The sequence below is a fragment of the Bacillus cereus group sp. BfR-BA-01316 genome (genome assembly GCF_022664195.1).
In the GTDB taxonomy this organism is placed as follows: domain Bacteria; phylum Bacillota; class Bacilli; order Bacillales; family Bacillaceae_G; genus Bacillus_A.
Map to the genome: position 1 here is coordinate 21,073 of NZ_JAKUGX010000033.1, position 24,477 is coordinate 45,549.

The window sequence follows — 24,477 nt, forward strand, 5'->3', positions numbered from 1 at the left end:
TAAAAGGAGAGCTTGAATTGGGTATTTTACAACGATTAATCGAGCAAGCGAAAAATCCTCGTGGGACAATTGGTTCCTCTATGCTTTGCATTATGAATGCTGCGCATACGAGACTAACAAATTGGGCTTTACAAAAAATACATATACGTGAAGATGCAGTTATTTTAGATATCGGTTGCGGAGGTGGGAAAACAATACATAGCCTTTCAAGAGTAACTCCCCACGGAAAAATATACGGCATTGACTATTCAGAACAGGCTGTTGAAGACTCAAAGAAAACCAATATGAAGGATGTAAAAACAGAAAAAATAATCATTCATCAGGCAAGTGTGTCCTCTATTCCATACAATACGAACTTCTTCGATCTCATTACCGCCCTTCAAACCCATTACTTTTGGCCCGATTTTGAACACGATATGAAAGAAGTATTTCGCATCTTAAAACCGAACGGATCCTTTTTACTAGTCGCTGAAACTTTCAAAATCCAATATCATATGGATAAATTTAAGACGACCGAAGAATTAGTAAACCTTTTTTATAAGACGGGATTTACAAGCGTGAAATATTACGAAGAAAGAGGATGCCTTTGCGTAATAGGAAATAAGTAAAAAAGCAGACCTTTCAAGGTCTACTTTTTTACTAGATTAATTTAAAGATACTCTTAATTTGTCTTGCAAATAGCCAATTTTTCGTACCGTAGTTATCATTCAGGCTATCTAAACTGATAGATTTCCCGTTAGCAAACTTTAATTCTAACGTTGTATTTTTATCATTTGTTTTTAAGTTACTATTTGTAATATCATCATACTTTAATTTTTCAATCTCAATATACTCTTCCTTCTCTTCTCCGATAACGACTTGATCTTGGAAGAAAAACAATACTTCTACTTTCTTACCGAAACAAAATACGTTTTTCGTATAAATTAATGTCGCGTTATCAAGTCCGACACATACTTCTTTCATCTCTTCAACAACGTTTCCTAAGTCTTCTTCGTTTCTTGCATTTGATTCAGCAATCCATTCTTCGATTGTATTCATGTTAATTGCCATACTGTGCCCCCTGGTTCGTTCATTGCTTTGGTGAACTACCCACCACTTAGTATCTCTTGCGAGCTTACTTGAAGTGGGGGCTTCTCGGTTAATCGTTACTTTTGATAGCTAACGAATTTGTCTTAGGACAGCCGAGCTAACTCCCTTGTTCCAAAGGTTATTTTGTTACTATTTATGCCAACGCTAATAAGCGGATAGCTTCCTTTTTGATATTGATAGCTGCGTTATAGTCACGACTCATTGTTAGTCCACAAGAACACTCATACGTACGTTCAGATAGAGACATACCTTTTCTGTTTCCACAACGACTACACATCTTTGTAGAAGGAAACCACCTATCTATTTTTACAAGCTGTTTCCCTTGTTCTTGTAGCTTATATGCTAAAAATGTCGTGAACATCCTCCAACCGTTGTCCGCAACACTTTTACCAAAGTGAAGTACTCGTGACATTCCTTTCATATGTAAGTCTTCTATGGCTACAACGTCAAAATGAGTAGCCAATTCTTTAGACTTGTGATGAAGGAAATTTTTACGTTGATTTGCGACCTTTTCATGCAACTTAGCTACACGGATGCGTTGTTTATTCCAACGTGCTGAATCTTTCACACGTCTTGCTAATATTCGTTGTGCGTTTGCTAATCGGTCTAACATCTGACGATAAAAGCGAGGATAATTGGCTTTCTCATCTTCGCTACTCACGTACAGTTCAGCCATTGCGAAGTCTAATCCAACTACACTTTCTACTTCTTTTTGCACAATCTCTTTTTCATATTCAGTCAAGATCGATACAAAGTATTTACCAGTAGGTGTCATCGAAATCGTGCATGATTTGATGGTATGGTTTTGCGGTATCTCTCTATGTTGCTTCAGTTTCACCATTTTCAATTTCGGTAATTTGATATAACCATGAAATAACATAATATTTTCGTTTACTCGATTCGTTGTATAAGATTTTCTACTCTTTTTACTTTTGAATGTAGGAAAATCACTTTGACCAATAAAAAAATTCTTATACGCAGTTTGCAAGTTTAGTTGAGCGTTGGCCAATGCTAATGAATCGACTTCTTTCAACCATTCATACTCTGCTTTGTATTTCGCAGGAGTAGGAAATTTTTGTTTCTTCAGTTCTTCCTTGTTCTCTTTGTGTTTTTCATATACTTCTTTTCGTTCAGCCAACATTTTGTTATATACAAAGCGTACACACCCGAAAGTTTTACGGATCAGATATGCTTGTTCTTCTGTTGGATACAGACGAAATTTGTACGCCTTATTATGCTTTTTCATATCAGTTCATCTCCCTTTTGACTTGATTTCCCATAGACTGCTTTACTTTATCTATAGCCAACCACCAAAAGTGATAACACAACATGAACACTATGTTATTATTATCTAATTTCATCGTTATACCATACTATACCTCTTATAAGACTGATTATATCAGAGGTGAAATAAATATGAAAACCAATTTTTTGGCTACACCAAACCGAAATTCATCTCCCACCTACCGTTGGACTATCGTCCTTCACACGCTTGAGGAAAGAGACTTCTTTCGGATAATGCGTTAAAAAAACAAATACTATATGACAATATAAGCGATAAGTACTAAGTTTTTCAAGGGTGAACGGTATATTCGAAATAAAGTTAAATTTCAAAGTACTACATACGGAGCACCAATTCCATTATATTTTAAACGTCTGCACGAAGCATTCCTCATCATCAATTAGCTGTTTTCGTTCATCAAATTCAATGTTTAGCTCTCTATATAATTTCTTCGAAAAAGAAACAGCTGGTACATTTTTCACAAGCTCAATAACGAAATATTTGCCTCGTTTCTCTTCTAGTAAGTTTTCAATAACTTGCTTACCGATTCCTTTTCCCTTGTATTGATTCAATATGAAAATATCATTAATGCCAAAGTCGTTTTCTTTCTTCAAAAATGGACGTTCCAATAGTAATAAAAATCCTACAATACTATTATCAGCTTTTATGAAATATGGAGTGATTCCATCAATTTTCCAAAACGTGTCCAAATCTTCGTATTCAAAAAAGCCGTCCGCTCCAATAGTTATATTAGTAGTGAACTTAGAAAGGTCATGAAGATATAGTACATACAAATTACGTAACATTTCTTTTTCTAATTCTTGGACTTTTTGAAGTGCCACAACCATTTTTAAAGATCCCCTTCCCTATATGTAACTATTTCCCAAATCTCTTTATTCGACAAAAATGATTATTCCCCTTTAACAAAAAAATAGCACTTTAAAAAGTGCTATTCCGCTCTCCTTGCTGCTTGTTGAATTGGATCCCAAACGCTGTTATATGGTGGTGCGTAACTTAAATCGACATCTTCTAAATCGTGAATGCTCATTTTATTGAAAAGTGCCATTGCGATAACATCAATGCGTTTATCTACCCCTTCTTCTCCAATTACTTGTCCTCCTAATAATTGTTTCGTATCGGCGTGATATAGTAATTTCAAGTGAAGTGGCGAAGCACTCGGGTAATAACCCGCCATATTTGTTGAATCTACTTTGACCGTCTTATATGGGATGTTTAGCCCTTTCGCTTCTTTTTCATTTAAGCCTGTTCTTGCGAGCGTCAGATTCATAAATTTAATAATGCCTGTACCTAACGTACCTTTAAATGATCTTCGTTTATCAACCATATTGAGTCCGGCAAGTCGCCCTTGTTTATTCGCAGTCGTTCCAAGCGGGATATGATCATGAGTTTCCTTTATAACATGGTAATGCGTTGCACAGTCTCCGGCCGCGTATACGTCTTTCACATTTGTTTGCATATAAGCATTTACTTCAATTGCACCTTTATGATTTTTATGTACATTTGTCCCCTCAAGAAAATCAGTATTTGGCTGTACACCGACAGATACTAAAACGAGATCAGTTTTATACGTCCCTTTATCTGTTTCAATTTGTTCCACTCTTTCTTTTCCTTTAAACGCTTTTACATTCTCATTTGTTAAAATTTCAATATTATGTTTGTCTGCTTCTTTATGTATATATTCCGCCATATCGGCATCATAAATTGTGCCAATATGATCGTTTCGCTCAATCATTCTTACTTTCTTTCCTAGTTCTACAAATGTTTCTGCCATCTCTAGACCAATTGCACCGCCGCCAATAATCGTTACGTGCTCAACGCTATTTGTTTGTAGCGTGTCTACTATACGCTCAGCATCGGGAATTGTTTTTAAAAGATGAACACCTTGTAAATCTTTACCTTCCCAATCCGGCATAACAGGGCGTACACCAGTCGCAATTAATAAACGATCATATAAAAATTCAAAGACATCTTTCGTCTTCGTATGTACTGCATACACGATTTTATTTTCAGTATCAACTTTCGTTACTTCATGGCGTACTTTCGCATCAATTCCATATTTATCACGAAACGTCTTTACATCGCGTGCAATTAACTTTTCAGTAGAAGCGATAACACCGCTAATCACATACGGTAGTCCGCACTGAGCGTATGAGTATATTTCACCTTTTTCTAACGTAACAACATTTGCAGTTTCATCGTTTCTAATAATTTGCATTGCTGCACTCATACCAGCTGCATCTCCGCCAATAATGACATAGTTCACTTTACCACTCCTTCTTTTTACATACTCTTTACGATTTCCATATTTTATAGAAATAACACCTACTTCCATTGTAAAGAAAGAGAATTTAATCTACAAATTTGGTGCACAAGACTATGTATGAATAGGTAATCGTCGTGTCTTATAAACAAGATGTTTAATATGCTATAACAGTAACTATTGAAAGTAGGTGAAACATACATGTGCGCCGGCCTTCTCGTCCAGCTTCCAGAGGAACCGATAGAACCGAGACCCGCCCTCCCGCTTGAACAAGAGTTTTCCATTAACGCAACAATATACAGCGCTCGCGCTTGGTTATCTAACGATGATACTTTCGCACAAACTATTTGGAAAGCTACCCGTTTCGCTTCTGCATCACACGCTGGTAAGTCCATCTTCCCCATCGGTACTGTTAAAATCGTTAACTTATCTCCCGATACAATAACAGTTACTACATCAGATGATGATGATGCGCTCAAAATAGTCGTACCACCCCATTCTGAAGCAGCTTTAACGTCTAGTTCTTTATCCGCTGTACAGGCTAGTACATCAGGAAAAGCAAGTAAAGTCACATTTCTCTTTCACATCTTTTTCTCAAGGGATCCTGATCCAGCTAAATCACCATAGAAAAGGTACAGTAATATACACTGTACCTTTTTCACGCGTTCTATTCTCTTGATTTGATAAGTTCAACATTATAAACTTCAATATCCGTTAACTTCCCTGTAAAATACGGATTTTCTCTATACCAAGACTGTTTTAAAAAGTACGCTTGCATATCCTTTGTTTGAAAAATATGTCCATGTCTTGCGTATATTTCATTTCTAGCAATTTTCAATCGTTCTTTCGTTAAATATCTCAAATCCGCACTCGTTAATTTACGAGTATCACTATCAGGGAAGATGAAGCCGTTATATACATACCCAGTCGCAGGTGGTGGGGTAACATTGTAAACAACTGTTTTTTCTGTACTTTTCTTTTGAAATGGAAGGCTATAAGCCGAAAGTGCCGTTACCGTTTCTACCTTCGTCATTTCCCTTCCATTTTCTCCATTTCGTTCTAAATAAATCGCCGCACTTCCATCGGTCGCTATCGGCCCCCACGTAATTTCTTCTCCGGTCAATGCTGTAACTGGCTTTTGATTCACATATAATGTTGCACCAGGCTCATTCGTTTGAACTGTAATATATTGCCCTTGCAACGTTAAATCTATCGTTACATTATTTTGACTTTGTTTCATAAGTACAACCTTTTCCTCACGTGATAGTTTTACATAGTCATTTTTATATTCGGATTGAAATACTTGAGCTCCTGGAAGAAACGGCCCATATTGCTTCTCAAACTTTTTGTCATTTGTCTTATCAATTTCTTTTCCGTTCAATTTTAAAGATGTCCCTTTTTCATTTGTAAGCAGAGTCGTATAATACGTCTTCGCTTTCAATTTATACCGATCAAATAAAAAGAAATGTTTCCCGTCTTTCGTTAAAGAAAAATCTGCTCTTTCTATTCCATCCCCTTGTTTTTCACCTTGCCTCAAATATTCTTTCAATTCATTCACGTAAGATGGATTTTCTTTTATATATGAAAATAGAGGCGTTAAACTGTCTCTATTTACAATAACCGCTGGGTCATCTGTCGTGACCATCTCAGCTAACTGCTTCCCGTCCCTCTCTTGTAAAACAGTAATTATCCGGTCTACTTGCGCTGAGTGCGAATAATACGATGATCCATAAAAATATAGTCCACCAATCGCTATAACAAATAGTGCTAAAAGTGTAATGCCAATTTTTGTCCCGTTGCTCATTTTCTGCTTTTTTACTACAGGATTTCCCCTCTTCATCCCGCAGTTTTGACAAAATTGCACACCGTCCTCGAACTTACCCCCACACTCTGTACATACATTCATCAATTCAGCCACCTTTTCATTAGAAGCCTGTTAATCCCCCGGTAAAGGTTTGAATTATCGTGTTAATGTAAGACCAAAGTACAATCCATGTTGCAATCCCAATGAAAACACTTGCGATAAGAAGTGTGTAAACAGGATCCAATCCACCGCTGTCCAGTTTTAATATAGATACAATTATACTAATACCCATATAAGTTGTAGCCATCCCTAATAATACTGGTAAAAAAAAGATCAATAGGAAACTAAACAGAAAAGAAAGAACTAATATAGCAATAGCTGGCGTCGCTATCGTGCCCCATATGCCGAATACTTCTATAAAGGAAAACGACGATTTCATCATCTTTCCACTTACAAAAATGATAAAACCAATAAATAAAGTTAAAATTAATAAAAATAAAAAGACCGTCAAAGATTCTCCAAAGAAAGAAGGGGTGGATATATCTGGTACTAACGTTCTCGTAACAGCTGTCGCTGCGCTCATCATTCTATAAAAAATACATGCTCCTAAAAAACAAATAAGTACAAGGCTTGCAATTCCATTTCGCACTTCAATATCTCCACTCTTCATAATCGCTGTCGGTGCTTTTAACGCATGTTTAAAAAACTGAAAATAGCCACTCGCAAACCGCTTTGCTTGCTCTACTGTTTCATTTGGTCGAGTTTCCTTTCCTTGTGCTATGCGCGCTTGTTGCTGTCCTTCTTCCTGTGCACCACTTGCTACGGCTTCTTCCGCTAACGAATGTCCACAATTTCCGCAAAACTTTGCTTCCGCTGCATTTTCTGTATTACACGCCGGACATTTCATTCTCTTATCCCTCCTTAAACATATACCTTATAGGGTGTTACAAATTCAATATATGACTTTGGACATAAAACATGACTACAAGAAAAAGAATATAAAATCCTTCTTTTAAACGAAACTATGTGTGCTAGTAATATAGAAAAATAATGTTATTATGAAACAGAGCAAATAAAGTGCAACTTTAAACAGATTGGATGAAGACAGTGGAATTTGTAAACTCGATTTTTCAAACACTCCTTACAAGTGTGATCCAATTATTTTCTTTAATTGGAATCATCATTGTAATTGGATTTATATTAGGTTATTTAGAATCTCTCACACGAATGTATTGGTCGAGAGCTTTTGGTAGGAAAGGCTTTCTTTTGACTGCATGGATCGGTGTTCCCGTTCATGAGTTTGGACATGCAATTATGTGTCTATTATTTCGTCATAAAATTGTAGCAACGCAGTTCTTCCCAACAGATACAAGTCAAGGAGCTCTAGGTTACGTACAACATCAATACAATCAAAAAAGTATATATCAACGAATCGGGAATTTCTTTATCGGCATCGGCCCTATTATTTCTGGTATTACTACCTTAATACTTTTAATGCGCTATTTCGTACCCGAGTCATATTCTTTATTTAATACGACTCTCGAAACAACGATTGCATCGACTTCTATTAACTTAGACATGATTCAAAACATGTTTTTATCAACATTCTTTTTATTAAAAAGCTTGTTTACAATGAGCAATTTATTGACCCCTTCTTTTTGGTTATTTTTATTTATCGCTATTTGTATTTCCGCACATATCGCTTTAAGTAAACCAGACATTAAAGGATCAATAGACGGCGTCATCGTAATGTTTATCGTATTATTTTTATTCAATATAATAGCGGGACTGTTTCAGTACGATAGTAACCAACTAATCGGCAAAGTTATGAAATATAATATGTATCTCATCGCGTTTTCTAGTGTGGCGCTGCTTTTCTCTTGTATTTCTACACTTGTGAGTTTTGTGTTTTATAAAATTAGAGGAGGTAGTTCATTTTGAACTACCTCCTCTAATCATTTCTCCCTCTTATAATCACAATTCTCAACCGGAACACGAGCATGCCCTTCTTCATCGGTACACCATGACTGCGACTGGAATGCAAGAAAGATACCTATCCATTCTTCTTCCTTCTCAAAGTGAATGAGTATTCCCCCGTCTTGCCATCTGCCCTCATCACCTTGCCATTTCTCTACATTTCCTTGATTCATATGAATATCATGTATACCGTTTCCTGGTTTAAAATGAAAGTAGGAATCAGGTGTAGTTTCTTCCGGTCCCCATCTTTCACCGAACGCGTAAATAATCGCTTTTTCTTCTATTGCTCTCTTTATATACTGCTCTATTTTTTCATTCAAATCATTATCCACTCCTGCTTTTTCAGCAGGTAAAGGAATCATTTGCTTCGAATCAAATAAATTACCTCTTACATAATCTAAAGCGACTTTCGGCTCATTATTTTTCACTTCTGTAAAGCCGAACGGTAATGTTGGTAAAATATGAATCGCCTCTGACCGAATGTTACTACTTGCAAAATATAAAACTTCCGACGGATAACTTTGCGACTTTACGTTAATTGCAATACGATAATTTACTCCTGCTTCGCCTTGTAAATGAACTTGATAATGAGGTGTTTTCCCTTTTCCAATCTTAGATTGTATAACTGTACCTTTTAATACACCGTAGTTTTTTAAGGGCATACATTTCATCTCCTATTCATTTAGTAGAAGCTATTCATACTTAAGGCATTATCCATATAAAAAGAAAATCCTCCTTTGCCAGGAGGATTTTTTATTTTCTCAACATATACCAAAAAATCACCTCTACCACTACAAGCAACACCGCACCAAAAATCATTAACGTCGTCTTCTTTAGTAGTTCGTTTTCACGATAAGGGATATTACATAAATAAGCGCCTAGTGTTATACGTGATGGGCAAGCGATTGTCGCTACTGATGATGCTGTGTTTTGCAGTGTTGTGACGTATTGCCACGGGAGTGCTACGTTTTGTGCTGTTTGCATTTGGAGTTTAATAAACATCGCATTTGATCCTGCGTTACTACCTGTTAAAAAGCCGCCAATTCCTCCAATGAACGGAGCAACGAAAACGAAAAAGGTACCAAATGTTTCACCAGCTGTCTTTGCGAGTAATGAATGCATACCAGATGCACCCATTAGTTCTGAAATCGCAATGAACATCGTCGTTGTAATTGCGAAAGGAATCCATTGTTTTATCGTTTGCGAGAGTGATTGTTTAATAATATTAGATGGAATACGGAAGAAAATAATTGTAAATAAACAAGTCATGGCGAGCCAAAATCCTGGCGAATATAGTAGCTCTAGTTTGTAAGAATATGATTTTAAATCGAGAACTGCATATGATCTGAACAAATCATGTAATGCTGGAACGAGGCGAGAAAGTAAAATACAAACTGTTAAAAAGATATAAGGACTAATAATTTTTATAATCGATACTTCTCTCTCCGTAGCCGCAGCATGTTCTGTTATAAGGGTTTGTTCATTTTTCCCTTTTAGTTTAATGATAAGAAAGCCAAATGTAATTGTAACGATAGAACTTAATATCCCTGCTAGTTCAACACTTACGTATGCGTTAGAAAGGTAAATTCCGAGAGAAAATAATAGAAAGAATCCTACTCCTTCCTTCCACTTTTCAATAACTGCCTGCCTGCCACCAACAACGTGCAAAGAAAGAATGATGAAGTAAGCAAACATCGGGATGCTTAATAGTGCTGTATTTGTGCCAAGTGTCGTAAGTGGCATATTTATAAGCTGCGAACCGATAATCGTACCAGTTGCCATTGCGCCCCACGAGCTTGCGAGTAAGCCGATAAATGAAAGCAGTACAGCTTGAAATGGTTTATAGCCTAATGAAAGAAAAATAGGTGCCGCTACCATAAAACCAATACCGAATCCACTTACTGATTCAATTAGTGGGCAAATACCAAAACACATAAGAAGCATTTGTAATAAGCGATCGTGAGTAACTTCTTCTAAAAAACGAGCTACTTGATCGATATACCCCATTTTGTTCATGAGGTGAAATAAAAAAATACCGAAAAATAAAACGTACCCGACAATAAAACAAATTAACCAACCTTTAATCGTTGCGTGCACAGTTTCACTTATCCCTAATTGAAATGTTGGCGAGAGTAAAACGATTCCAACAGACACAGCGTAAGAAATTAACGAGGACCTTAATGACGTTTGTTTAAATAAAAATAAACAAATGAAAATCATCATAATTGGGATCAGTGCCAACAATATGGCCATGCTATCATCTCTTTTCGTAAAAAGTACAATTTTAACTATTATATAACAGATACCATAATTTTCAATTATTTTTGTAACAGACTCAAAAAAGAAGCCAAGCGGCTCCTTTTTGAATCACTCCCATTTTCTTTTATCCTGAAAAACCGTCTGCTGCCCCAGCATTCTTTCTAAAACAGCAAACACAATATAAACACATACTACCTGCAATGCAACATTCCAAAATTTCATTAAAGAAAATGAATGTATCCACTGAAATAATTCATTTAGCAGTGCAATCGAAACGATAGTGAATAGTCCTATAATGAAGGAAAATATACATACTTCTAAAGTAGATTGCTCATGAATCCGATTTAGATTAGAGAAGATGAATAAATATCCTAGAAACAGAGCCAATAATTCTATTTTCGTCATGCTAATTAGACAAGCGTATAGTGGTACGGTTAAAAGAAGATATAATAGTTTACGTCTTAACATGCCTTCTCCCCCTCTAAGTTAGAAGTAATCTTTTGTATATTTTAACATTTTTTACATAAAACAAACAGAAGAGACTTACGCCTCTTCTGTTTGTTTGACTGCCCCTATTAACTCACATATTTCCTCTTGCTTTTCATTTTCTAACAGCTCAATCACTTTACTCCCAACAACAACACCGTCACATATTGTAATCATTTCTTCTATTTGCTCTCGTGTTGAAATACCGAATCCCGCGACTACTGGTAAGTGGACATGTGATTTTACTTTCTCTAAGTAACTATGAATCTCATCTTTAAAGTTTTGGCGTACTCCCGTTACACCAGCTACCGTAACGGCGTAGACGAATCCTTGTGATTCACTCGTAATTTTTTCGATTCGCTCAATAGGGCTTGTTACGGTAACGAGTGGAATTAAAGCAATATTCGCATCGCGGAGAAGCGATGCAAGAATATGTTGTTCTTCATACGGTAAATCTGGAACGATAATGCCATCCACACCTGCTTCAAGACAGCTCTCAATGAAACGTTCTTTTCCGAATGCGAGTACTGGATTTAAATATGTCATAAGTACAAATGGAATTTGAACTTCTTGCCTCACCTCTATTAATGCTTGAAAAATACCTTTTAATGTTACACCACTATCTAGCGCTCGTTTTCCTGCTCTTTGAATAGTTGGCCCATCTGCGACTGGATCTGAGAATGGGATACCAATTTCAACGATGCTTGCTCCTGCTTCATCTAGAAAACGGATTCTTTCTTTTAACTTTTCAAGTCCACCATCTCCGCCCATTACGTACGGAATAAATGCTTTCTTGCCATTTTCAAACGCTGCTGTAATTTTTTCTACTCCCATTTTTTACACCTCTCCCATATAACGTTTTATACTCTCTACATCTTTATCACCGCGGCCGGATAAACAAATGACAAGCCCCTCGTCTTGCTTCATTTGCGGTGCTAATTTTAAAGCGTATGCGACAGCATGTGAGCTTTCTAATGCCGGGATAATCCCTTCTTTTTTCGTTAATAATTGAAACGCTTCTAACGCTTCATCATCTGTAATCGAATGGTAAGAAACGCGTCCAATATCTTTTAATAAACTATGTTCTGGTCCAACACCTGGATAATCTAGTCCAGCTGAAATAGAGTGTGCTTCTTGAATTTGCCCTTCTTCATTTTGGAGAAGGTACATCATCGACCCGTGTAAAACACCGACGCTTCCTTTCGTTAAAGTCGCTGCGTGCTTTTCTGTATGAACGCCTTTTCCAGCTGCTTCTACGCCGTAAAGGGCAACTTCTTCATCGTGTACGAACGGATAAAACATTCCCATTGCGTTACTACCACCACCGATACAAGCAACGACTGCTTCTGGTAATTTCCCCTCTAACGCTTCATATTGTTTTTTCGTTTCTTTTCCAATTACACTTTGGAAATCACGGACAATTTGCGGGAATGGATGTGGTCCGAGAACTGACCCCATAATGTAGTGCGTATCGTGTACATGTGAAACCCAGTAACGAAGTGCCTCGTTCACCGCATCTTTCAACGTGCCGCTACCTGCCGCAACGCTTTCTACTTTCGCTCCGAGTAATTCCATTCGGAACACGTTTAATTTTTGTCGTCTCACATCTTCTTCTCCCATGAAAATGACGCATTCTAAACCGAGAAGTGCACATACAGTAGCTGTTGCAACTCCGTGTTGTCCTGCTCCTGTTTCAGCGACAACTTTCTTCTTACCCATTCTTACCGCAAGAAGTGCCTGACCAATTGTATTGTTAATTTTATGAGCTCCCGTATGATTCAAATCTTCACGTTTCAAATAGATTTTTGCACCGCCGCAATACTTCGTCATATTTTCAGCGAAATAAAGCGGTGTTTCTCTTCCAACATACGTTTGTAAATAATGATTTAATTCCTTTTGAAACGCTTCGTCTTGCATCGCTTCTTTATACGCTTCTTCTAACTCTAATACGGATTGCATTAACGTTTCTGGAACGTATCGTCCTCCGTATATACCGTAATGACCTTTTTCATCTGGATATGCGTAATTCATTTGGAACACTCCTTCACTTTTTTAATAAATTGTTTTATTTTCTCTAAATCTTTCTTTCCTTCTGTCTCTACTCCGCTACTCACATCGACCATATATGGCTGAACGGTTCGAATTGCTTCTTCTATATTAAGGATGTTTAATCCGCCAGCTAATATCGTTTTCTCTCGCAAATCGTTTGGCATATGCGCGAGTAACTCCCATGAAAATGTCTTACCGTTCCCACCATGAAACTTTTCTTTCGGGCTATCAAATAACATGTAATCTGTTTCGTATTTTTTCGCATGTTCAATATCTTTCTCTAAAGCTACTCCTACCGCTTTTATAGACGGAATATTCAATCTTCTAATATGGTGATTTTCCTCGTCCCCATGCAATTGCACATGTGTTAACCCGCACTCTTCTGCAATTTTCCGGATCACTTCTACTGATTCATTTACGAAAACACCAACTTTTAAAACGTGTGCTGGAATTTCCCCAATAATTTCTTTCGCTTGTCCTGGAGTGATTTTCCGTTTACTTTCTGCAAAAACGAAACCGATTGCATCCGCTCCGTATTCGCAAGCACGTTTCGCTGTTTCCATATCAGTAATACCGCAAATCTTTACTTTCATATTTTCACCTTGCATTCATCGAAAAAGCTACTAATAGAAGATGTTGTCATAAGTGCTTCTCCGACTAATACGCCTTTGGCACCAGCTCGTTTGACTCTGATGATATCTTCTTTTGAATGAATACCACTTTCACTAATCCAAAGTAGATTTTCCTCATTCAGTCGTTTTCCGAGCTTTTCAGTTTGGCTTAAATCTACTTCGAACGTTTTTAAATTACGGTTGTTAATACCGATAACGTGCGGATGTAATTCAATCGCAATTTCTAATTCCTGTTCATCATGAACTTCAACAATCGCTTCTAATCCCATTTCTAGTACGTAGTTATAAAGCTCTTTTAATTTTTCTTTTGACAATGCTGCAACGATTAATAAAATAAGATCTGCTCCTGCTTCATAAGCTCTATCAATTTGAATCTTATCGATTATAAAATCTTTGCATAAAAGCGGAATGTTACTTTCTGCTCTTGCCGTTTGTAAATCGTGAAACGATCCTTTAAAAAATTGACTGTCTGTTAAAACCGAAACTGCTCCAGCGCCGCATTCTTCATATGTTTTTACTTGTTTTGGTACATCAACGTGTAAATTAATATCGCCTTTTGATGGAGACGCTCGCTTTACTTCGGCGATTATAGTAAACTGCTCTAAAGCTTTCACAAGTGAGTTTGTTTTCCTTTTTTCTTTCACTGGTGAATATGTTTCATATAACTCCGCAACTTCTACTTTCTTCTGCTCTACAATTTTGTCTAAAATCGTCCCCACTTTAATTCACCCTTTCTAACTTTTCATGACTTGCTGTAATTAATAAGTTTAATTTTTCTAATGCTTTTCCAGAGTCAATGCTATGCGTTGCTAGTTTAATTCCTTCTTCAATCGTTTCCGCTTTTCCGTTTGCGAAAAGAGCAAGCCCTGCATTTAATAAAACGGTATCGCGGTATACGCTTTTTTCTCCGCTCAATACTCCGATCGTAATCTTTGCATTTTCTTTTGAATTCCCGCCTCTAATTTCTTCATTTTTCACTCTTGAAAAACCATATTTTTCAGGCTCAATACTCATTTCGATTATTTCATTGTCTTTTAAAATAGCGACGCAGTTTTCTCCTTGTAATGATGCTTCATCTAAAAATCCACTTCCGTTTACGACGAGCGCTTGTTTCCGGCCTAGCTTTTGTAATACTTGTGCAACTGGCAATAACATATCTCGTTTATAAATACCGACAAATTGTGTTTCTAAATTGACCGGATTCGTCAGCGGTCCAATTAAGTTAAAAATCGTCGGAACGTTTAATTCTTTTCTTATTTTCATAATGCGCCTTAATGCTGGGTGCATCGCTGGTGCGAATAAGAAGGCAATCCCTACATTTTCTAATAAGTAGTCAATCTCACCTGGCGTACAACTAATGTTTACACCGAGTTCTTCTAATAAATCAGCACTTCCTGTTTTACTAGAAACAGCGCGGTTTCCATGTTTCGCAACCTTTACACCAGCTCCGGCAAGTACGAATGCCGATGTTGTGCTAATATTAAATGTTTGTGCACCGTCACCACCTGTTCCGCAATTGTCCATTGCACCTTCTATATGGTTTGAAAACGGTAATGCTTTTTCACGAAGAGCACGAACAAGACCGTATATTTCTTCTGCGGTTTCACCTTTCGCTTTCAGTAATACTAAGAAAGCTGCGACTTCACTTTCCAATATGTTGTCACTTAATAACAGGAGCCCTGCTTCATACATTTCTTCTTCTGTTAAATGCTGTCCCTCTACTAATTTTCGAAGATAACTGTTCATACTCTCTCCCCCTCTTTCACTTCTGCTAAAAAGGCACATATTAACTTTCCGCCTTCTTCTGTTGCAATTGATTCTGGGTGAAACTGTAACCCGAAGAGCGGATAATAGTTGTGACGAACTGCCATGATTTCTCCGTCATCCATCGCTGTCGCGAGTATGTCAAAACACTGCGGCAAACTATTTTGCGCTGCAACGAGTGAATGGTAACGCATCGCCGTTAGCGGCTGCGTAACGTACGAAAAGATTGACGTTCCGTTATGTTTCACACGCGATGTTTTTCCGTGTTTAATGCACTCTGCTCTAACAATTTCTCCTCCAAATGCGGATATGATTGCTTGATGGCCAAGGCAAATTCCTAAGATGGGAACGTTCTTATAAAAGTGATGAATAACATCGATACAAATTCCAGCATCTTCTGGTTTCCCAGGTCCTGGTGATAGCACAATTCCTTTCGGTTTCATCTCCTCTAATTGTTCAATTGTTATTTGATCATTTCTTACGACAATAATTTCTTCCTCGTACTCGCCTAATAGTTGATACAAGTTATATGTGAATGAATCATAATTATCGATGAGTACAATCATTTCATTACCTCCAAAAGCGCTCTCGCTTTATTTAATGTTTCTTCATATTCAGCAACCGGGTCTGAATCGTAGACGATCCCCGCTCCTGCCTGAACGTACGCTTTCTCATCTTTCACAACCATCGTTCGAATTGCTAGCGCCATATCAAGATTTCCTGAGAATGAAATATATCCAACTGCTCCGGCATATACATTTCTTTTTTCATACTCTAATGTATTAATAATTTCCATCGCTCTAATTTTCGGAGCACCTGATACTGTACCAGCTGGTAAACAATACGCTAATGCGTCAAATCCACTCATTTTCTTTCGCAATGTTCCGTAAACTTCAGATACAATGTGCATAACATGAGAGTATTTCTCTACTTTCATATATTTATCTATCGTAACAGAGCCAATTTCACTTACTCTGCCAATATCATTTCGTCCTAGGTCCACAAGCATCATATGCTCCGCCCGCTCTTTCTCATTTCCTAACAGTTCTTTTTCGATTTCCTCATCTTCCTGCTTCGCTTTCCCCCTCGGTCTCGTACCCGCAATCGGGTTCGTCATCACTTTATCCTCTCTTACTGATAACAAACTTTCCGGCGAAGAACCGAGTACAACATAATTTTCAAAATCGATATAAAACATATATGGCGACGGGTTTGCAATTCGAAGTTTCCGGTATAATGCAAATGGATCTCCTTTACATTCACTTTGCAAACGCTGAGATAATACAACTTGAAAAATATCTCCGGCCCGAATGTATTCTTTCGCTGTTTCTACCATTTCACAAAATTCTTTTTCAGTTACTGAAGAAGTGAATGATAAAGATGATATTACTTCACTCACCTTCTCTTCTTCTCCGTTTAGCACTTCCTCTTTGTATCTTTGCAATCTCTCGTATACTTCTGCATAAGAAGCAGATTCATCTTCCTTGCATACATATATAAACGATAGTTTTTGGCGTAAGTGGTCATAAACGATGAACTCACGGTACAGTAAAAGGTGTACTTCTGGAATATTTAATGGATCATGTAAGTCTACTCCTATATTTTCATACTGCCGAATTACATCGTAGCCGATGTATCCAATCGCTCCTCCGCAAAATGGGAATGGACTGTCTACTTGCGCTGGTGCGATTACATCTTCTAATACTTGCAGTACGTTACCTTGCAGCTTTTCTGTTTGCCCATACACTGTTCGTTCTACTTCCATACCAACGCTTTTCACTTCTCCATACGGATTACAACCTAAGTAAGAATAGCGCCCTTTATCTTGATGAAGCTGTGAGCTTTCTAATAAAAATTTCTTCTTCCCTTTCATACGTCTATATAAAGAAATTGGCGTAATGCTATCTCCTTCTTCTTCAGCGATTACTAAAAATATTTTTCCTTGTTCTTTTTGCTTCATAAATTCCTCTTTCGTCATCATGCCTTTCACCTCACTCTGAAAAATAAAAAAGTCCCCTACATATCGAAATATGTAGAGGACGATAAATTTACCGTGGTACCACCTCAGGTTGGACGCAAAAGCATCCCGCTTTATTCAGGTACAAAATATATACCTTATCCTTGTAACGGCGGAACCCGGGTTGCCTACTGAAAACAATTGTTCAGCATACCTCTCGTAAGCCCATTCCGTATATGGTACCGTACCGGGCTCTCACCTCTCCCCAGCTCTCTGAAACGTCTCCAAATATACGTACTCTTCTTACTTAAACGATTTAGCTTATTTAATTTTTTATACACAAAAAGGGAGTACTCATCCTATAGAAAGGACGGGTACTCCCGTGGTGCCACCTTAATTCGTTACGATTGTAACGCACTTTGCCGTATCAAAAAATAATACGTGTCTCTTATATCGATGAGATCATGTCGCCAAAGCCTACTTCTTTCGTTTCGGTTTGGAAGCTCCGAAGCCCATTCCACATCAATTCCATACTGATTCGCACCAACCATCAGCTCTCTGACATGTTCATCATGTGTACTCTTCTTCATCAACGCTTGCATTTTTTTAAGTTGCACTCATTATATTCCTCGCGTTTCTAAAAAGTCAATGCTTTTTCCGAAAAAAATATTTTTTCTTCATTCAATATTATATTGACAAAACAACCTATTTTTATGTAAATATAATAAATACTCTATTTAAATTAAGGTTTTTTGTCATAAAATTATATATTACAAAAGAAAAACATTGTCGAAAAACGCTTACATTTCAGAAAATTCGTATTTTAGAATGGATTTTTCTGAATAATCATGATAGATTATAAATATGCAAAATGCATCAAAAGACATTACAAAAGGAAGGGGAACTACATGAGTACGCAGATGTTAACTTTAACTTCTATCTCTATTTACATGCTCGGGATGTTAGTAATCGGCTATTTCGCCTACAAACGAACGTCCAACTTAACAGATTATATGCTTGGCGGGCGTACACTAGGCCCCGCAGTAACAGCATTAAGTGCTGGAGCATCCGATATGAGTGGTTGGCTTTTAATGGGATTACCCGGTGCAATGTTTAGCGTTGGATTAAGTAGTAGTTGGATTGCGCTCGGCCTAACACTAGGCGCATACGCAAACTGGCTTTATGTCGCTCCTCGCTTACGTACCTACTCAGAAATTGCAAACAACTCTATTACTATCCCAGAATTTTTGGAACACCGTTTCCACGACAAATCTCATATGCTACGCTTAGTATCCGGACTTGTTATTATGATTTTCTTTACTTTCTATGTAGCTTCAGGACTAGTTTCAGGTGCTGTATTATTTGAAAATTCATTTGGTATGAACTATCATGTTGGATTATTCATTGTCGCAGCAGTTGTCGTGGCTTACACATTATTTGGTGGTTTCTTAGCGGTAAGTTGGACAGACTTCGTGCAAGGAATCATTATGGTAATTGCTCTTATTCTTGTTCCTATCGTAACAATTATGAATTCGAACGGACTTGGACCTGCGTTTGACACAATTCGATCTGTAGATCCAACACGTTTAGATATTTTTAAAGGTGCCTCTACTTTAGGAATGATTTCTTTATTCGCATGGGGCCTTGGTTATGTTGGACAACCTCATATTATCGTACGCTTTATGGCAATTTCGTCTGTAAAAGAAATTAAAAGCGCGCGAAGAATTGGTATGGGCTGGATGATTTTCTCTGTTGTCGGAGCTATGTTTACTGGTCTTATCGGTATTGCTTACTATTCACAACAAGGGTTGACATTATCTAATCCAGAGACAATTTTCCTTGAACTTGGAAAAATTTTATTCCATCCACTTATTACTGGATTTTTATTAGCAGCGATTTTAGCAGCGATTATGAGTACAATCTCATCTCAGTTGCTCGTTACTTCTAGTGCTATAACAGAAGATTTATATCGTACATTCTTTAAACGTTCTGCTTCTGATAAAGAGCTTGTATTTGTCGGTCGTATGGCTGTACTTGTTATCGCCTTAGTCGGGTGCGCATTAGCGTTTAAACAAAATGATACGATTTTAGCTCTTGTGGGATATGCTTGGGCTGGATTTGGTTCTTCATTTGGACCTGCTATTTTATTAAGCTTATATTGGAAACGTATGACGAAATGGGGCGCACTTGCTGGTATGGTTTCAGGTGCCGCTACAGTAATTATTTGGACTCAATTCAAATTCTTAAAAGATTTCTTATATGAAATGATTCCTGGTTTCACTATTAGTTTACTAGTGATCATAATTGTTAGTTTACTAACTAAACCTTCAAAAGAAGTTGAAGAGCAATTTGAGAATTTTGAAAAACAACATATTCATAATCTATAAAAAGAAAGCTCTGCTGTTATCGTAACAGCAGAGCTTTCTTTTTACCGCAGTTCGACAATATTCTTCTCGAATTTAACAATTTCTTTATGTTTCGTTAAATTTACTATAACATTCTTCCTTTATATTATTAGTATCGACACCTATACAGAAAGGGGACTTCACAATGTTAGCATCTTTACAGCAACAACATATAAGAAAATTTTCACCTATCACAAACACTTCTACTTCTCGTTTAAACATACAACCTAATCCACCCAAAATTTCAATTGCTCCTTCTGTTATATCTGTAATTGGTATTCATATACAGAAAAATAAGCTTAAAATAAAAACCGGACAAAGTGCCGATTTATCAGCTTCTGTTTTGCCAATGCAGGCAACGAATCAAGAGCTTATATGGACAAATATGAATTCCGACGTCATCACCATCTATCCGAAAGGTGAGACAGTAACGATTACAGGAAAAAGTGCGGGAAGAGCAGTTGTTATTGTCACAACTGCTGAAGGAAAATTCCGCGACTTATGTGTCGTTCACGTACATCCTTATATGACAAACCCAAAGTGACATAAAGAGAGTGGATATGAATCCACTCTCTTACTTTATCCCACTATTTGCCGGGCAGTAAGACTCCCACCTCAAAATTCGGCTGGAGCAAAGAAGTTAAGTGGGGGATGAACAAAACCCCCACTGATTAAAGTTTCACTTTATTTCAATCCCAGGATTTTTTCTTTTTAACAACAAAATAAATTCTTCTTTATTTCTTGGAGAAATAAGTTCTGTTTCATATGGTCCGTAAACAATTTCTAATCGATCGAATGATAGTGCATGAGCTGCTATTGGATTTTTCGTATCTGAAATTCGCTTTATATCCCTTATAAGAATACGTTTTTTGACGAAACCAGATCTAATAGTAATCTCTTCTTCCCCTACAATATATTTTGTTGAAAACCAACTCCAAGAAAATAGTATTGCTAACGGAATTGTGAAAAACAGGAGGAAATATTCCTGCCCTGCAAAAATGGGAGCGAAACATGCGCCTAAAACAATGAAAAAGATTGGATATAACCATGCATCTTTTTTTGATGGAAATTCCATTACGCTCTCTCCTCTCTTGATTTAAGTCAATGAATTCCCCTCCTTCTCTTATTAAAATAAAAGTAATATTGAAATAGGAGGACGACATATGAATGAACGAAAGTTTGCCTTATTTACTGGTGCTTCTCTTCTTATTATAGCATTTGCTGCATTTTTTTCTTACGGTTTTGTTCACGGAAATCTCGTTGTACAAGGAGATGCGAACGCGACACTCCATAATATTCAAACTTCAAGTTCACTTTTCAAAGCAGAAATTTTCGGATGGATTATCATTTTTATTACGGATATTATCGCCTCGTGGGCTCTTTATTTCTTTCTAAAACCTATCCATGCTAGCCTCTCATTACTAGCTGCCTGTCTTCGTCTTATGTATACAGCTATACTTGGGATTGCTATATTCAATTTAACATTTGTATTACCTCTTTCAAAAAGTACAGTTGCTAATTCCGAAGCATATACAATGTTATTTCTAGAAGCTTTTGAATACATTTGGTCTGTAGGATTAATCATTTTCGGCTTACATCTTCTCACCTTAGGATACGTAACCTTTCAATCTAAAAACATACCGAAAACTATTAGTATATTACTGCTCATTGCTGCAATCGGCTATATCATCATTAACATAATGAATACAATGTTTTCGCAATATGATGCGATTATTTCCATTCTTAACGTTGTCTTTCAACTACCGATGATCGCAGGTGAACTAGGATTTAGTATATGGCTATTGCTTAGAGGTGGAAAAAACTCTACTGTTTGAGTCGTTTCTTAATTCTGCTTAATGATTCTGGCGTAATACCTAGATAACTTGCCAATTGATATTGAGGAACACGATGAATTAAATGAGGTCGTTTTTGTAATAATGATTTGTAGCGCTCTTCTGGTGTCGATGCAATAAATAATGTAAGTTCTTCTTGTACTTCACCAAAATTGTATTCAATCATTTGGCGCGTCATTTCTTCTAACTGTGAATATTTCTTATACACGTCCTTTTCACTATACAGATCGCCAACTACAACTAGACAATCTTCTAGGCACGTTAACGTATGTGGGGATGATTTATCTTGTTTATGATGATTGAAATTTGCGATTGCTTGTTCTTCTGTATAGAAATTTGATGTAACTTCTTTCCCAGCTTCATCTATACAATGTTGCCTCACGCATCCTTTTAATACAAAATAACATTTAGACGGAACATCTCCTTGCCTTAAGAGCACTGTTCCTTTTTTATATTCTTCAATCTGTAGTTCTTCTACGATCATGCGCTGCTGTTCTTCACTTAATGTCGTAAGGTTTTTCATGTATTTCATTAAAATATCTTTCATTTGGTCTCTCCTTCCCTCTCTATCTTTGTATGAGAAACGTATGATTGAACTCCACTATATATTTATAGTGGAAATCCCCCCTATTTATCTGTTTTACTTTCTGCATGGAACAAAAAAAGAGAAGTTACCAATAACTTCTCTTCTCATATTTTACAATAAACTCGTTATACTTCCTGTGTATAAACCGGCTCGTTCACCATATTTTTTGATGTTCGCTTTTGTTGCTGTAGTAAGAAAACAGATACACCAAACAATACGAGCATGCTACCGATAATTTGCATTGCATTTAATTTTTCCCCAAGTAAGAAGAACGCTAGTATAGATGCCCCAACTGGTTCCCCTAAAATACTCATTGAAATTGTTGTTGCATTTACGTAATTTAATAACCAATTATTAATGACGTGTGACACTGTCGGTACAATCGCAAGTAAAAGAAAAATACTCCAATCCCACTTCGTATAGCCTGTAAATGGCACTTGAAGTATAACGTTATAAATCGCTATAAATATACCAGCGAAGGCAAATACAGTGAAACTATAAATCCAATGAGATACTTTCTTTACTGTCGTTTGTCCGATAAATAAATAACCGACAACTGCTATTACACTTAAAAAGGATAATATATCCCCATAAATTGCTTGCTCACTTAGCCCTAAATCTCCCCAGCCAATACACATTACGCCTAGTATCGCAATTCCCATCGTCGCAATTGCTGAATAGGTTGTTCTTTCTTTAAATAAGAAAAAACCTCCCACTAAAGATACGATCGGTTGAAGTGCTAAAATAATCGTCGAACTAGCAACTGTCGTATGCTTTAAAGATTCAAACCATAAAAGAAAATGCAGAGCTAAAAAGAAACCAGATCCAATTAAAAATCCCCAATCTTTTATTTGAATCCTACTAAACTCTTCCCGTTTTTTCCAAACGATCGGAAGCATAATAAGTACGATAATCCATAATCGATACATACTTAAAATTGAAGATGGTGCTGAGGACATCTTTGCAAAAACAGCTGCGAATGAAATGGCTATAATAGAAATTGCTAATGGTAGTGCGATTGATCTTTCTTGTTTCAAATCCTGTCTCCCCTCTCACCTGTAAAAAATCCCACTTCATTATATCCGTTTTCTTTCATAACTTAAATACTAATTTTTTAGATTCTTCGTACCATTATGGTAAAATAGAAATTAAGGCACCTATTAGTGATTATTTCTTTCCTTTTCACTACAAGCGTCGCTCTTACAATCATTACAGTAAATTTTTATTTAGGGGGATATACATGAATCAAACAATAGGGAGAATTGAAGAAATTTCATTTTTCAGTACATCACTTCAAGAGGAACTTACACTTCTTGTTTATTTACCAGTAAATTACACACCTCTCCATAAACATACGGTTGTTATTGCACAAGATGGTAGAGATTATTTTCAGCTTGGTAAAGCGCACCGTGTAATTGAGCGTCTTCGTGAAACTGAAGAAATCGACCGCACAATTATTGTCGGTATTCCATATAAAAATGTACACGATCGTAAGGAAAAATATTTCCCAAGCGATGTAAAGAATGCTGCTTACATTCGTTTCCTTGCTCATGAGCTTGCTCCATATATTGATGAAAATTATCCAACGTATCAAATGGGTAAAGGGCGCGTTTTAATTGGAGATTCTCTTGGCGGTACAGTTTCCTTCATGACCGCACTTATGTATCCGCATACATTCGGCAAGGTCGTTATGCAATCACCATTTGTTGATGAAACAGTCATGAACTTAGCAAAAGATTTCAAAGATCCGGGGGCGCTGGAAATTTATCACGTCATTGGGACCGAAGAAACAGCTGTCAAGCGTACAGACGGACAAGTATCTGATTTCGTAGAGCCAAATCGCGAGTTAAACAAACTACTTACAGATAGAAATTTCATCACGCATTATGAAGAGTTTGAAGGGAATCATACATGGAAATATTGGCAAGCAGATTTACCGAAAGCATTTTCTCATATTCTATCAATGAAATAATAGAGAGCGGTATTCAGAATAATTTGATATAATAGATAAAGAGATTTATTCTCAAAATCTAACTAGACTTGCAAAGGGAGG

Annotated in this window: 26 protein-coding genes and 2 other annotated features; of the genes, 7 read left to right on the forward strand and 19 right to left on the reverse strand. The window is 36.9% G+C overall.

Annotation, left to right across the window (positions count from 1 at the left end):
• Nucleotides 1-17: 17 nt before the first annotated feature.
• On the forward strand, nt 18-608 hold the full coding sequence (locus MR071_RS20655; protein ID WP_242237766.1) for a class I SAM-dependent methyltransferase: 591 nt from the start codon (nt 18-20) through the stop codon (nt 606-608).
• A 31-nt stretch (nt 609-639) separates the two neighbouring features.
• Here the strand turns inward: MR071_RS20655 and MR071_RS20660 are convergent, their stop codons facing one another.
• The 4 genes from MR071_RS20660 to MR071_RS20675 form a co-directional block, all read right to left on the reverse strand.
• The gene (locus tag MR071_RS20660) at nt 640-1,050 is read right to left on the reverse strand and encodes a DUF3908 family protein (protein WP_105584208.1); all 411 of its coding nucleotides are present in this window, start codon (nt 1,048-1,050) and stop codon (nt 640-642) included.
• Between the two features lie 172 nt (nt 1,051-1,222).
• Nucleotides 1,223-2,335, reverse strand: coding sequence for an RNA-guided endonuclease TnpB family protein (locus tag MR071_RS20665; RefSeq protein ID WP_375337515.1), 1,113 nt, complete (start codon nt 2,333-2,335; stop codon nt 1,223-1,225).
• A gap of 395 nt (nt 2,336-2,730) precedes the next feature.
• Nucleotides 2,731-3,219, reverse strand: a complete 489-nt coding sequence (locus MR071_RS20670) for a GNAT family N-acetyltransferase (protein ID WP_242237767.1) — start codon at nt 3,217-3,219, stop codon at nt 2,731-2,733.
• 101 nt (nt 3,220-3,320) lie between these two features.
• On the reverse strand, nt 3,321-4,655 hold the full coding sequence (locus MR071_RS20675) for an FAD-dependent oxidoreductase (RefSeq protein WP_242237768.1): 1,335 nt from the start codon (nt 4,653-4,655) through the stop codon (nt 3,321-3,323).
• 198 nt (nt 4,656-4,853) lie between these two features.
• Between MR071_RS20675 and MR071_RS20680 the strand changes: the two genes are divergently transcribed.
• Entirely contained in the window at nt 4,854-5,279 is a 426-nt protein-coding gene (locus tag MR071_RS20680) for a S8/S53 family peptidase (protein ID WP_242237769.1), read from the forward strand.
• A 40-nt stretch (nt 5,280-5,319) separates the two neighbouring features.
• Here MR071_RS20680 and MR071_RS20685 read toward each other — a convergent pair whose 3' ends face one another.
• Both MR071_RS20685 and MR071_RS20690 read right to left on the reverse strand, forming a co-directional pair.
• Nucleotides 5,320-6,558, reverse strand: coding sequence for a TcaA 3rd/4th domain-containing protein (locus MR071_RS20685; RefSeq protein ID WP_242237770.1), 1,239 nt, complete (start codon nt 6,556-6,558; stop codon nt 5,320-5,322).
• Nucleotides 6,559-6,577: 19 nt separating this feature from the next.
• Nucleotides 6,578-7,363: a zinc ribbon domain-containing protein gene (locus tag MR071_RS20690; protein ID WP_242237771.1), complete on the reverse strand. Its 786-nt coding sequence runs from the start codon at nt 7,361-7,363 to the stop codon at nt 6,578-6,580.
• A 200-nt stretch (nt 7,364-7,563) separates the two neighbouring features.
• On the opposite strand from MR071_RS20690, the gene MR071_RS20695 reads away from it, so the two are divergent.
• The gene (locus MR071_RS20695; RefSeq protein ID WP_105584213.1) at nt 7,564-8,397 is read left to right on the forward strand and encodes a hypothetical protein; all 834 of its coding nucleotides are present in this window, start codon (nt 7,564-7,566) and stop codon (nt 8,395-8,397) included.
• Between the two features lie 14 nt (nt 8,398-8,411).
• Here MR071_RS20695 and MR071_RS20700 read toward each other — a convergent pair whose 3' ends face one another.
• The 10 genes from MR071_RS20700 to trpE form a co-directional block, all read right to left on the reverse strand.
• Nucleotides 8,412-9,095 carry a DUF2278 family protein gene (locus MR071_RS20700; protein ID WP_242237772.1) on the reverse strand — a complete coding sequence of 228 codons (684 nt, stop codon included), beginning with the start codon at nt 9,093-9,095 and terminating at the stop codon, nt 8,412-8,414.
• A gap of 91 nt (nt 9,096-9,186) precedes the next feature.
• Complete coding sequence (locus tag MR071_RS20705) at nt 9,187-10,686, reverse strand: L-lactate permease (RefSeq protein ID WP_242237773.1); 1,500 nt, start codon at nt 10,684-10,686, stop codon at nt 9,187-9,189.
• A 114-nt stretch (nt 10,687-10,800) separates the two neighbouring features.
• The gene (locus MR071_RS20710; RefSeq protein ID WP_242237774.1) at nt 10,801-11,160 is read right to left on the reverse strand and encodes a DUF4029 domain-containing protein; all 360 of its coding nucleotides are present in this window, start codon (nt 11,158-11,160) and stop codon (nt 10,801-10,803) included.
• A 75-nt stretch (nt 11,161-11,235) separates the two neighbouring features.
• Nucleotides 11,236-12,012, reverse strand: coding sequence for a tryptophan synthase subunit alpha (gene trpA, locus MR071_RS20715; protein WP_242237775.1), 777 nt, complete (start codon nt 12,010-12,012; stop codon nt 11,236-11,238).
• A gap of 3 nt (nt 12,013-12,015) precedes the next feature.
• Nucleotides 12,016-13,209: a tryptophan synthase subunit beta gene (gene trpB, locus MR071_RS20720; protein WP_242237777.1), complete on the reverse strand. Its 1,194-nt coding sequence runs from the start codon at nt 13,207-13,209 to the stop codon at nt 12,016-12,018.
• Nucleotides 13,206-13,820 carry a phosphoribosylanthranilate isomerase gene (locus MR071_RS20725; protein WP_105584219.1) on the reverse strand — a complete coding sequence of 205 codons (615 nt, stop codon included), beginning with the start codon at nt 13,818-13,820 and terminating at the stop codon, nt 13,206-13,208. The genes trpB and MR071_RS20725 overlap by 4 nt, the downstream gene beginning before the upstream one ends.
• A complete protein-coding gene (trpC, locus tag MR071_RS20730) occupies nt 13,817-14,578 on the reverse strand; it encodes an indole-3-glycerol phosphate synthase TrpC (protein ID WP_242237779.1) in 762 nt (253 codons plus the stop codon). The genes MR071_RS20725 and trpC overlap by 4 nt, the downstream gene beginning before the upstream one ends.
• A gap of 1 nt (nt 14,579) precedes the next feature.
• Nucleotides 14,580-15,605 (reverse strand): anthranilate phosphoribosyltransferase, encoded by a 1,026-nt coding sequence (gene trpD, locus MR071_RS20735; protein ID WP_242237781.1) that lies wholly within the window; start codon nt 15,603-15,605, stop codon nt 14,580-14,582.
• Complete coding sequence (locus MR071_RS20740) at nt 15,602-16,189, reverse strand: anthranilate synthase component II (protein ID WP_242237782.1); 588 nt, start codon at nt 16,187-16,189, stop codon at nt 15,602-15,604. Before MR071_RS20740 ends, trpD begins: the two co-directional genes overlap by 4 nt.
• Complete coding sequence (gene trpE / locus MR071_RS20745) at nt 16,186-17,604, reverse strand: anthranilate synthase component I (protein WP_242237783.1); 1,419 nt, start codon at nt 17,602-17,604, stop codon at nt 16,186-16,188. The genes MR071_RS20740 and trpE overlap by 4 nt, the downstream gene beginning before the upstream one ends.
• A 51-nt stretch (nt 17,605-17,655) precedes the next feature.
• Nucleotides 17,656-17,901: a binding site (T-box leader), on the reverse strand.
• Between the two features lie 42 nt (nt 17,902-17,943).
• Nucleotides 17,944-18,182 (reverse strand) — a binding site (T-box leader).
• A 306-nt stretch (nt 18,183-18,488) separates the two neighbouring features.
• On the opposite strand from trpE, the gene putP reads away from it, so the two are divergent.
• Nucleotides 18,489-19,967, forward strand: a complete 1,479-nt coding sequence (gene putP / locus MR071_RS20750) for a sodium/proline symporter PutP (protein ID WP_242237784.1) — start codon at nt 18,489-18,491, stop codon at nt 19,965-19,967.
• Nucleotides 19,968-20,130: 163 nt separating this feature from the next.
• Nucleotides 20,131-20,529, forward strand: a complete 399-nt coding sequence (locus MR071_RS20755) for an Ig-like domain-containing protein (RefSeq protein WP_242237787.1) — start codon at nt 20,131-20,133, stop codon at nt 20,527-20,529.
• 135 nt (nt 20,530-20,664) lie between these two features.
• On the opposite strand, the gene MR071_RS20760 is transcribed toward MR071_RS20755, so the two are convergent.
• The gene (locus MR071_RS20760; RefSeq protein WP_242237788.1) at nt 20,665-21,060 is read right to left on the reverse strand and encodes a PH domain-containing protein; all 396 of its coding nucleotides are present in this window, start codon (nt 21,058-21,060) and stop codon (nt 20,665-20,667) included.
• A gap of 88 nt (nt 21,061-21,148) precedes the next feature.
• On the opposite strand from MR071_RS20760, the gene MR071_RS20765 reads away from it, so the two are divergent.
• Nucleotides 21,149-21,820 (forward strand): DUF4386 domain-containing protein, encoded by a 672-nt coding sequence (locus MR071_RS20765; RefSeq protein ID WP_242237791.1) that lies wholly within the window; start codon nt 21,149-21,151, stop codon nt 21,818-21,820.
• Here MR071_RS20765 and MR071_RS20770 read toward each other — a convergent pair.
• Together MR071_RS20770 and MR071_RS20775 are read right to left on the reverse strand one after the other, a co-directional pair.
• Nucleotides 21,810-22,385, reverse strand: coding sequence for a Crp/Fnr family transcriptional regulator (locus MR071_RS20770; protein WP_242237793.1), 576 nt, complete (start codon nt 22,383-22,385; stop codon nt 21,810-21,812). The two genes, MR071_RS20765 and MR071_RS20770, sit on opposite strands and share 11 nt — an antisense overlap.
• Before the next feature lie 164 nt (nt 22,386-22,549).
• On the reverse strand, nt 22,550-23,461 hold the full coding sequence (locus MR071_RS20775; RefSeq protein ID WP_242237795.1) for a DMT family transporter: 912 nt from the start codon (nt 23,459-23,461) through the stop codon (nt 22,550-22,552).
• Nucleotides 23,462-23,664: 203 nt separating this feature from the next.
• Here MR071_RS20775 and MR071_RS20780 point away from each other — a divergent pair, with 203 nt between their 5' ends.
• The gene (locus tag MR071_RS20780) at nt 23,665-24,396 is read left to right on the forward strand and encodes an alpha/beta hydrolase (RefSeq protein ID WP_193645691.1); all 732 of its coding nucleotides are present in this window, start codon (nt 23,665-23,667) and stop codon (nt 24,394-24,396) included.
• Nucleotides 24,397-24,477 lie beyond the last annotated feature (81 nt).

Excerpts from the sequence above, each read along its gene's own strand:
- MR071_RS20755 (WP_242237787.1), top strand. The coding sequence starts at position 20,131 with ATGTTAGCATCTTTACAGCAACAACATATAAGAAAATTTTCACCTATC.
- MR071_RS20680 (WP_242237769.1), top strand. The coding sequence starts at position 4,854 with ATGTGCGCCGGCCTTCTCGTCCAGCTTCCAGAGGAACCGATAGAACCG.
- putP (WP_242237784.1), top strand. The coding sequence starts at position 18,489 with ATGAGTACGCAGATGTTAACTTTAACTTCTATCTCTATTTACATGCTC.
- MR071_RS20710 (WP_242237774.1), bottom strand. The coding sequence starts at position 11,160 with ATGTTAAGACGTAAACTATTATATCTTCTTTTAACCGTACCACTATAC.
- MR071_RS20740 (WP_242237782.1), bottom strand. The coding sequence starts at position 16,189 with ATGATTGTACTCATCGATAATTATGATTCATTCACATATAACTTGTAT.
- MR071_RS20725 (WP_105584219.1), bottom strand. The coding sequence starts at position 13,820 with ATGAAAGTAAAGATTTGCGGTATTACTGATATGGAAACAGCGAAACGT.
- MR071_RS20660 (WP_105584208.1), bottom strand. The coding sequence starts at position 1,050 with ATGGCAATTAACATGAATACAATCGAAGAATGGATTGCTGAATCAAAT.
- MR071_RS20690 (WP_242237771.1), bottom strand. The coding sequence starts at position 7,363 with ATGAAATGTCCGGCGTGTAATACAGAAAATGCAGCGGAAGCAAAGTTT.
- MR071_RS20770 (WP_242237793.1), bottom strand. The coding sequence starts at position 22,385 with ATGAAAGATATTTTAATGAAATACATGAAAAACCTTACGACATTAAGT.
- MR071_RS20685 (WP_242237770.1), bottom strand. The coding sequence starts at position 6,558 with ATGAATGTATGTACAGAGTGTGGGGGTAAGTTCGAGGACGGTGTGCAA.
- MR071_RS20760 (WP_242237788.1), bottom strand. The coding sequence starts at position 21,060 with ATGGAATTTCCATCAAAAAAAGATGCATGGTTATATCCAATCTTTTTC.
- MR071_RS20705 (WP_242237773.1), bottom strand. The coding sequence starts at position 10,686 with ATGGCCATATTGTTGGCACTGATCCCAATTATGATGATTTTCATTTGT.
- trpD (WP_242237781.1), bottom strand. The coding sequence starts at position 15,605 with ATGAACAGTTATCTTCGAAAATTAGTAGAGGGACAGCATTTAACAGAA.
- MR071_RS20700 (WP_242237772.1), bottom strand. The coding sequence starts at position 9,095 with ATGCCCTTAAAAAACTACGGTGTATTAAAAGGTACAGTTATACAATCT.
- trpB (WP_242237777.1), bottom strand. The coding sequence starts at position 13,209 with ATGAATTACGCATATCCAGATGAAAAAGGTCATTACGGTATATACGGA.
- MR071_RS20765 (WP_242237791.1), top strand. The coding sequence starts at position 21,149 with ATGAATGAACGAAAGTTTGCCTTATTTACTGGTGCTTCTCTTCTTATT.
- MR071_RS20780 (WP_193645691.1), top strand. The coding sequence starts at position 23,665 with ATGAATCAAACAATAGGGAGAATTGAAGAAATTTCATTTTTCAGTACA.
- trpE (WP_242237783.1), bottom strand. The coding sequence starts at position 17,604 with ATGATGACGAAAGAGGAATTTATGAAGCAAAAAGAACAAGGAAAAATA.
- trpA (WP_242237775.1), bottom strand. The coding sequence starts at position 12,012 with ATGGGAGTAGAAAAAATTACAGCAGCGTTTGAAAATGGCAAGAAAGCA.
- MR071_RS20670 (WP_242237767.1), bottom strand. The coding sequence starts at position 3,219 with ATGGTTGTGGCACTTCAAAAAGTCCAAGAATTAGAAAAAGAAATGTTA.
- MR071_RS20665 (WP_375337515.1), bottom strand. The coding sequence starts at position 2,335 with ATGAAAAAGCATAATAAGGCGTACAAATTTCGTCTGTATCCAACAGAA.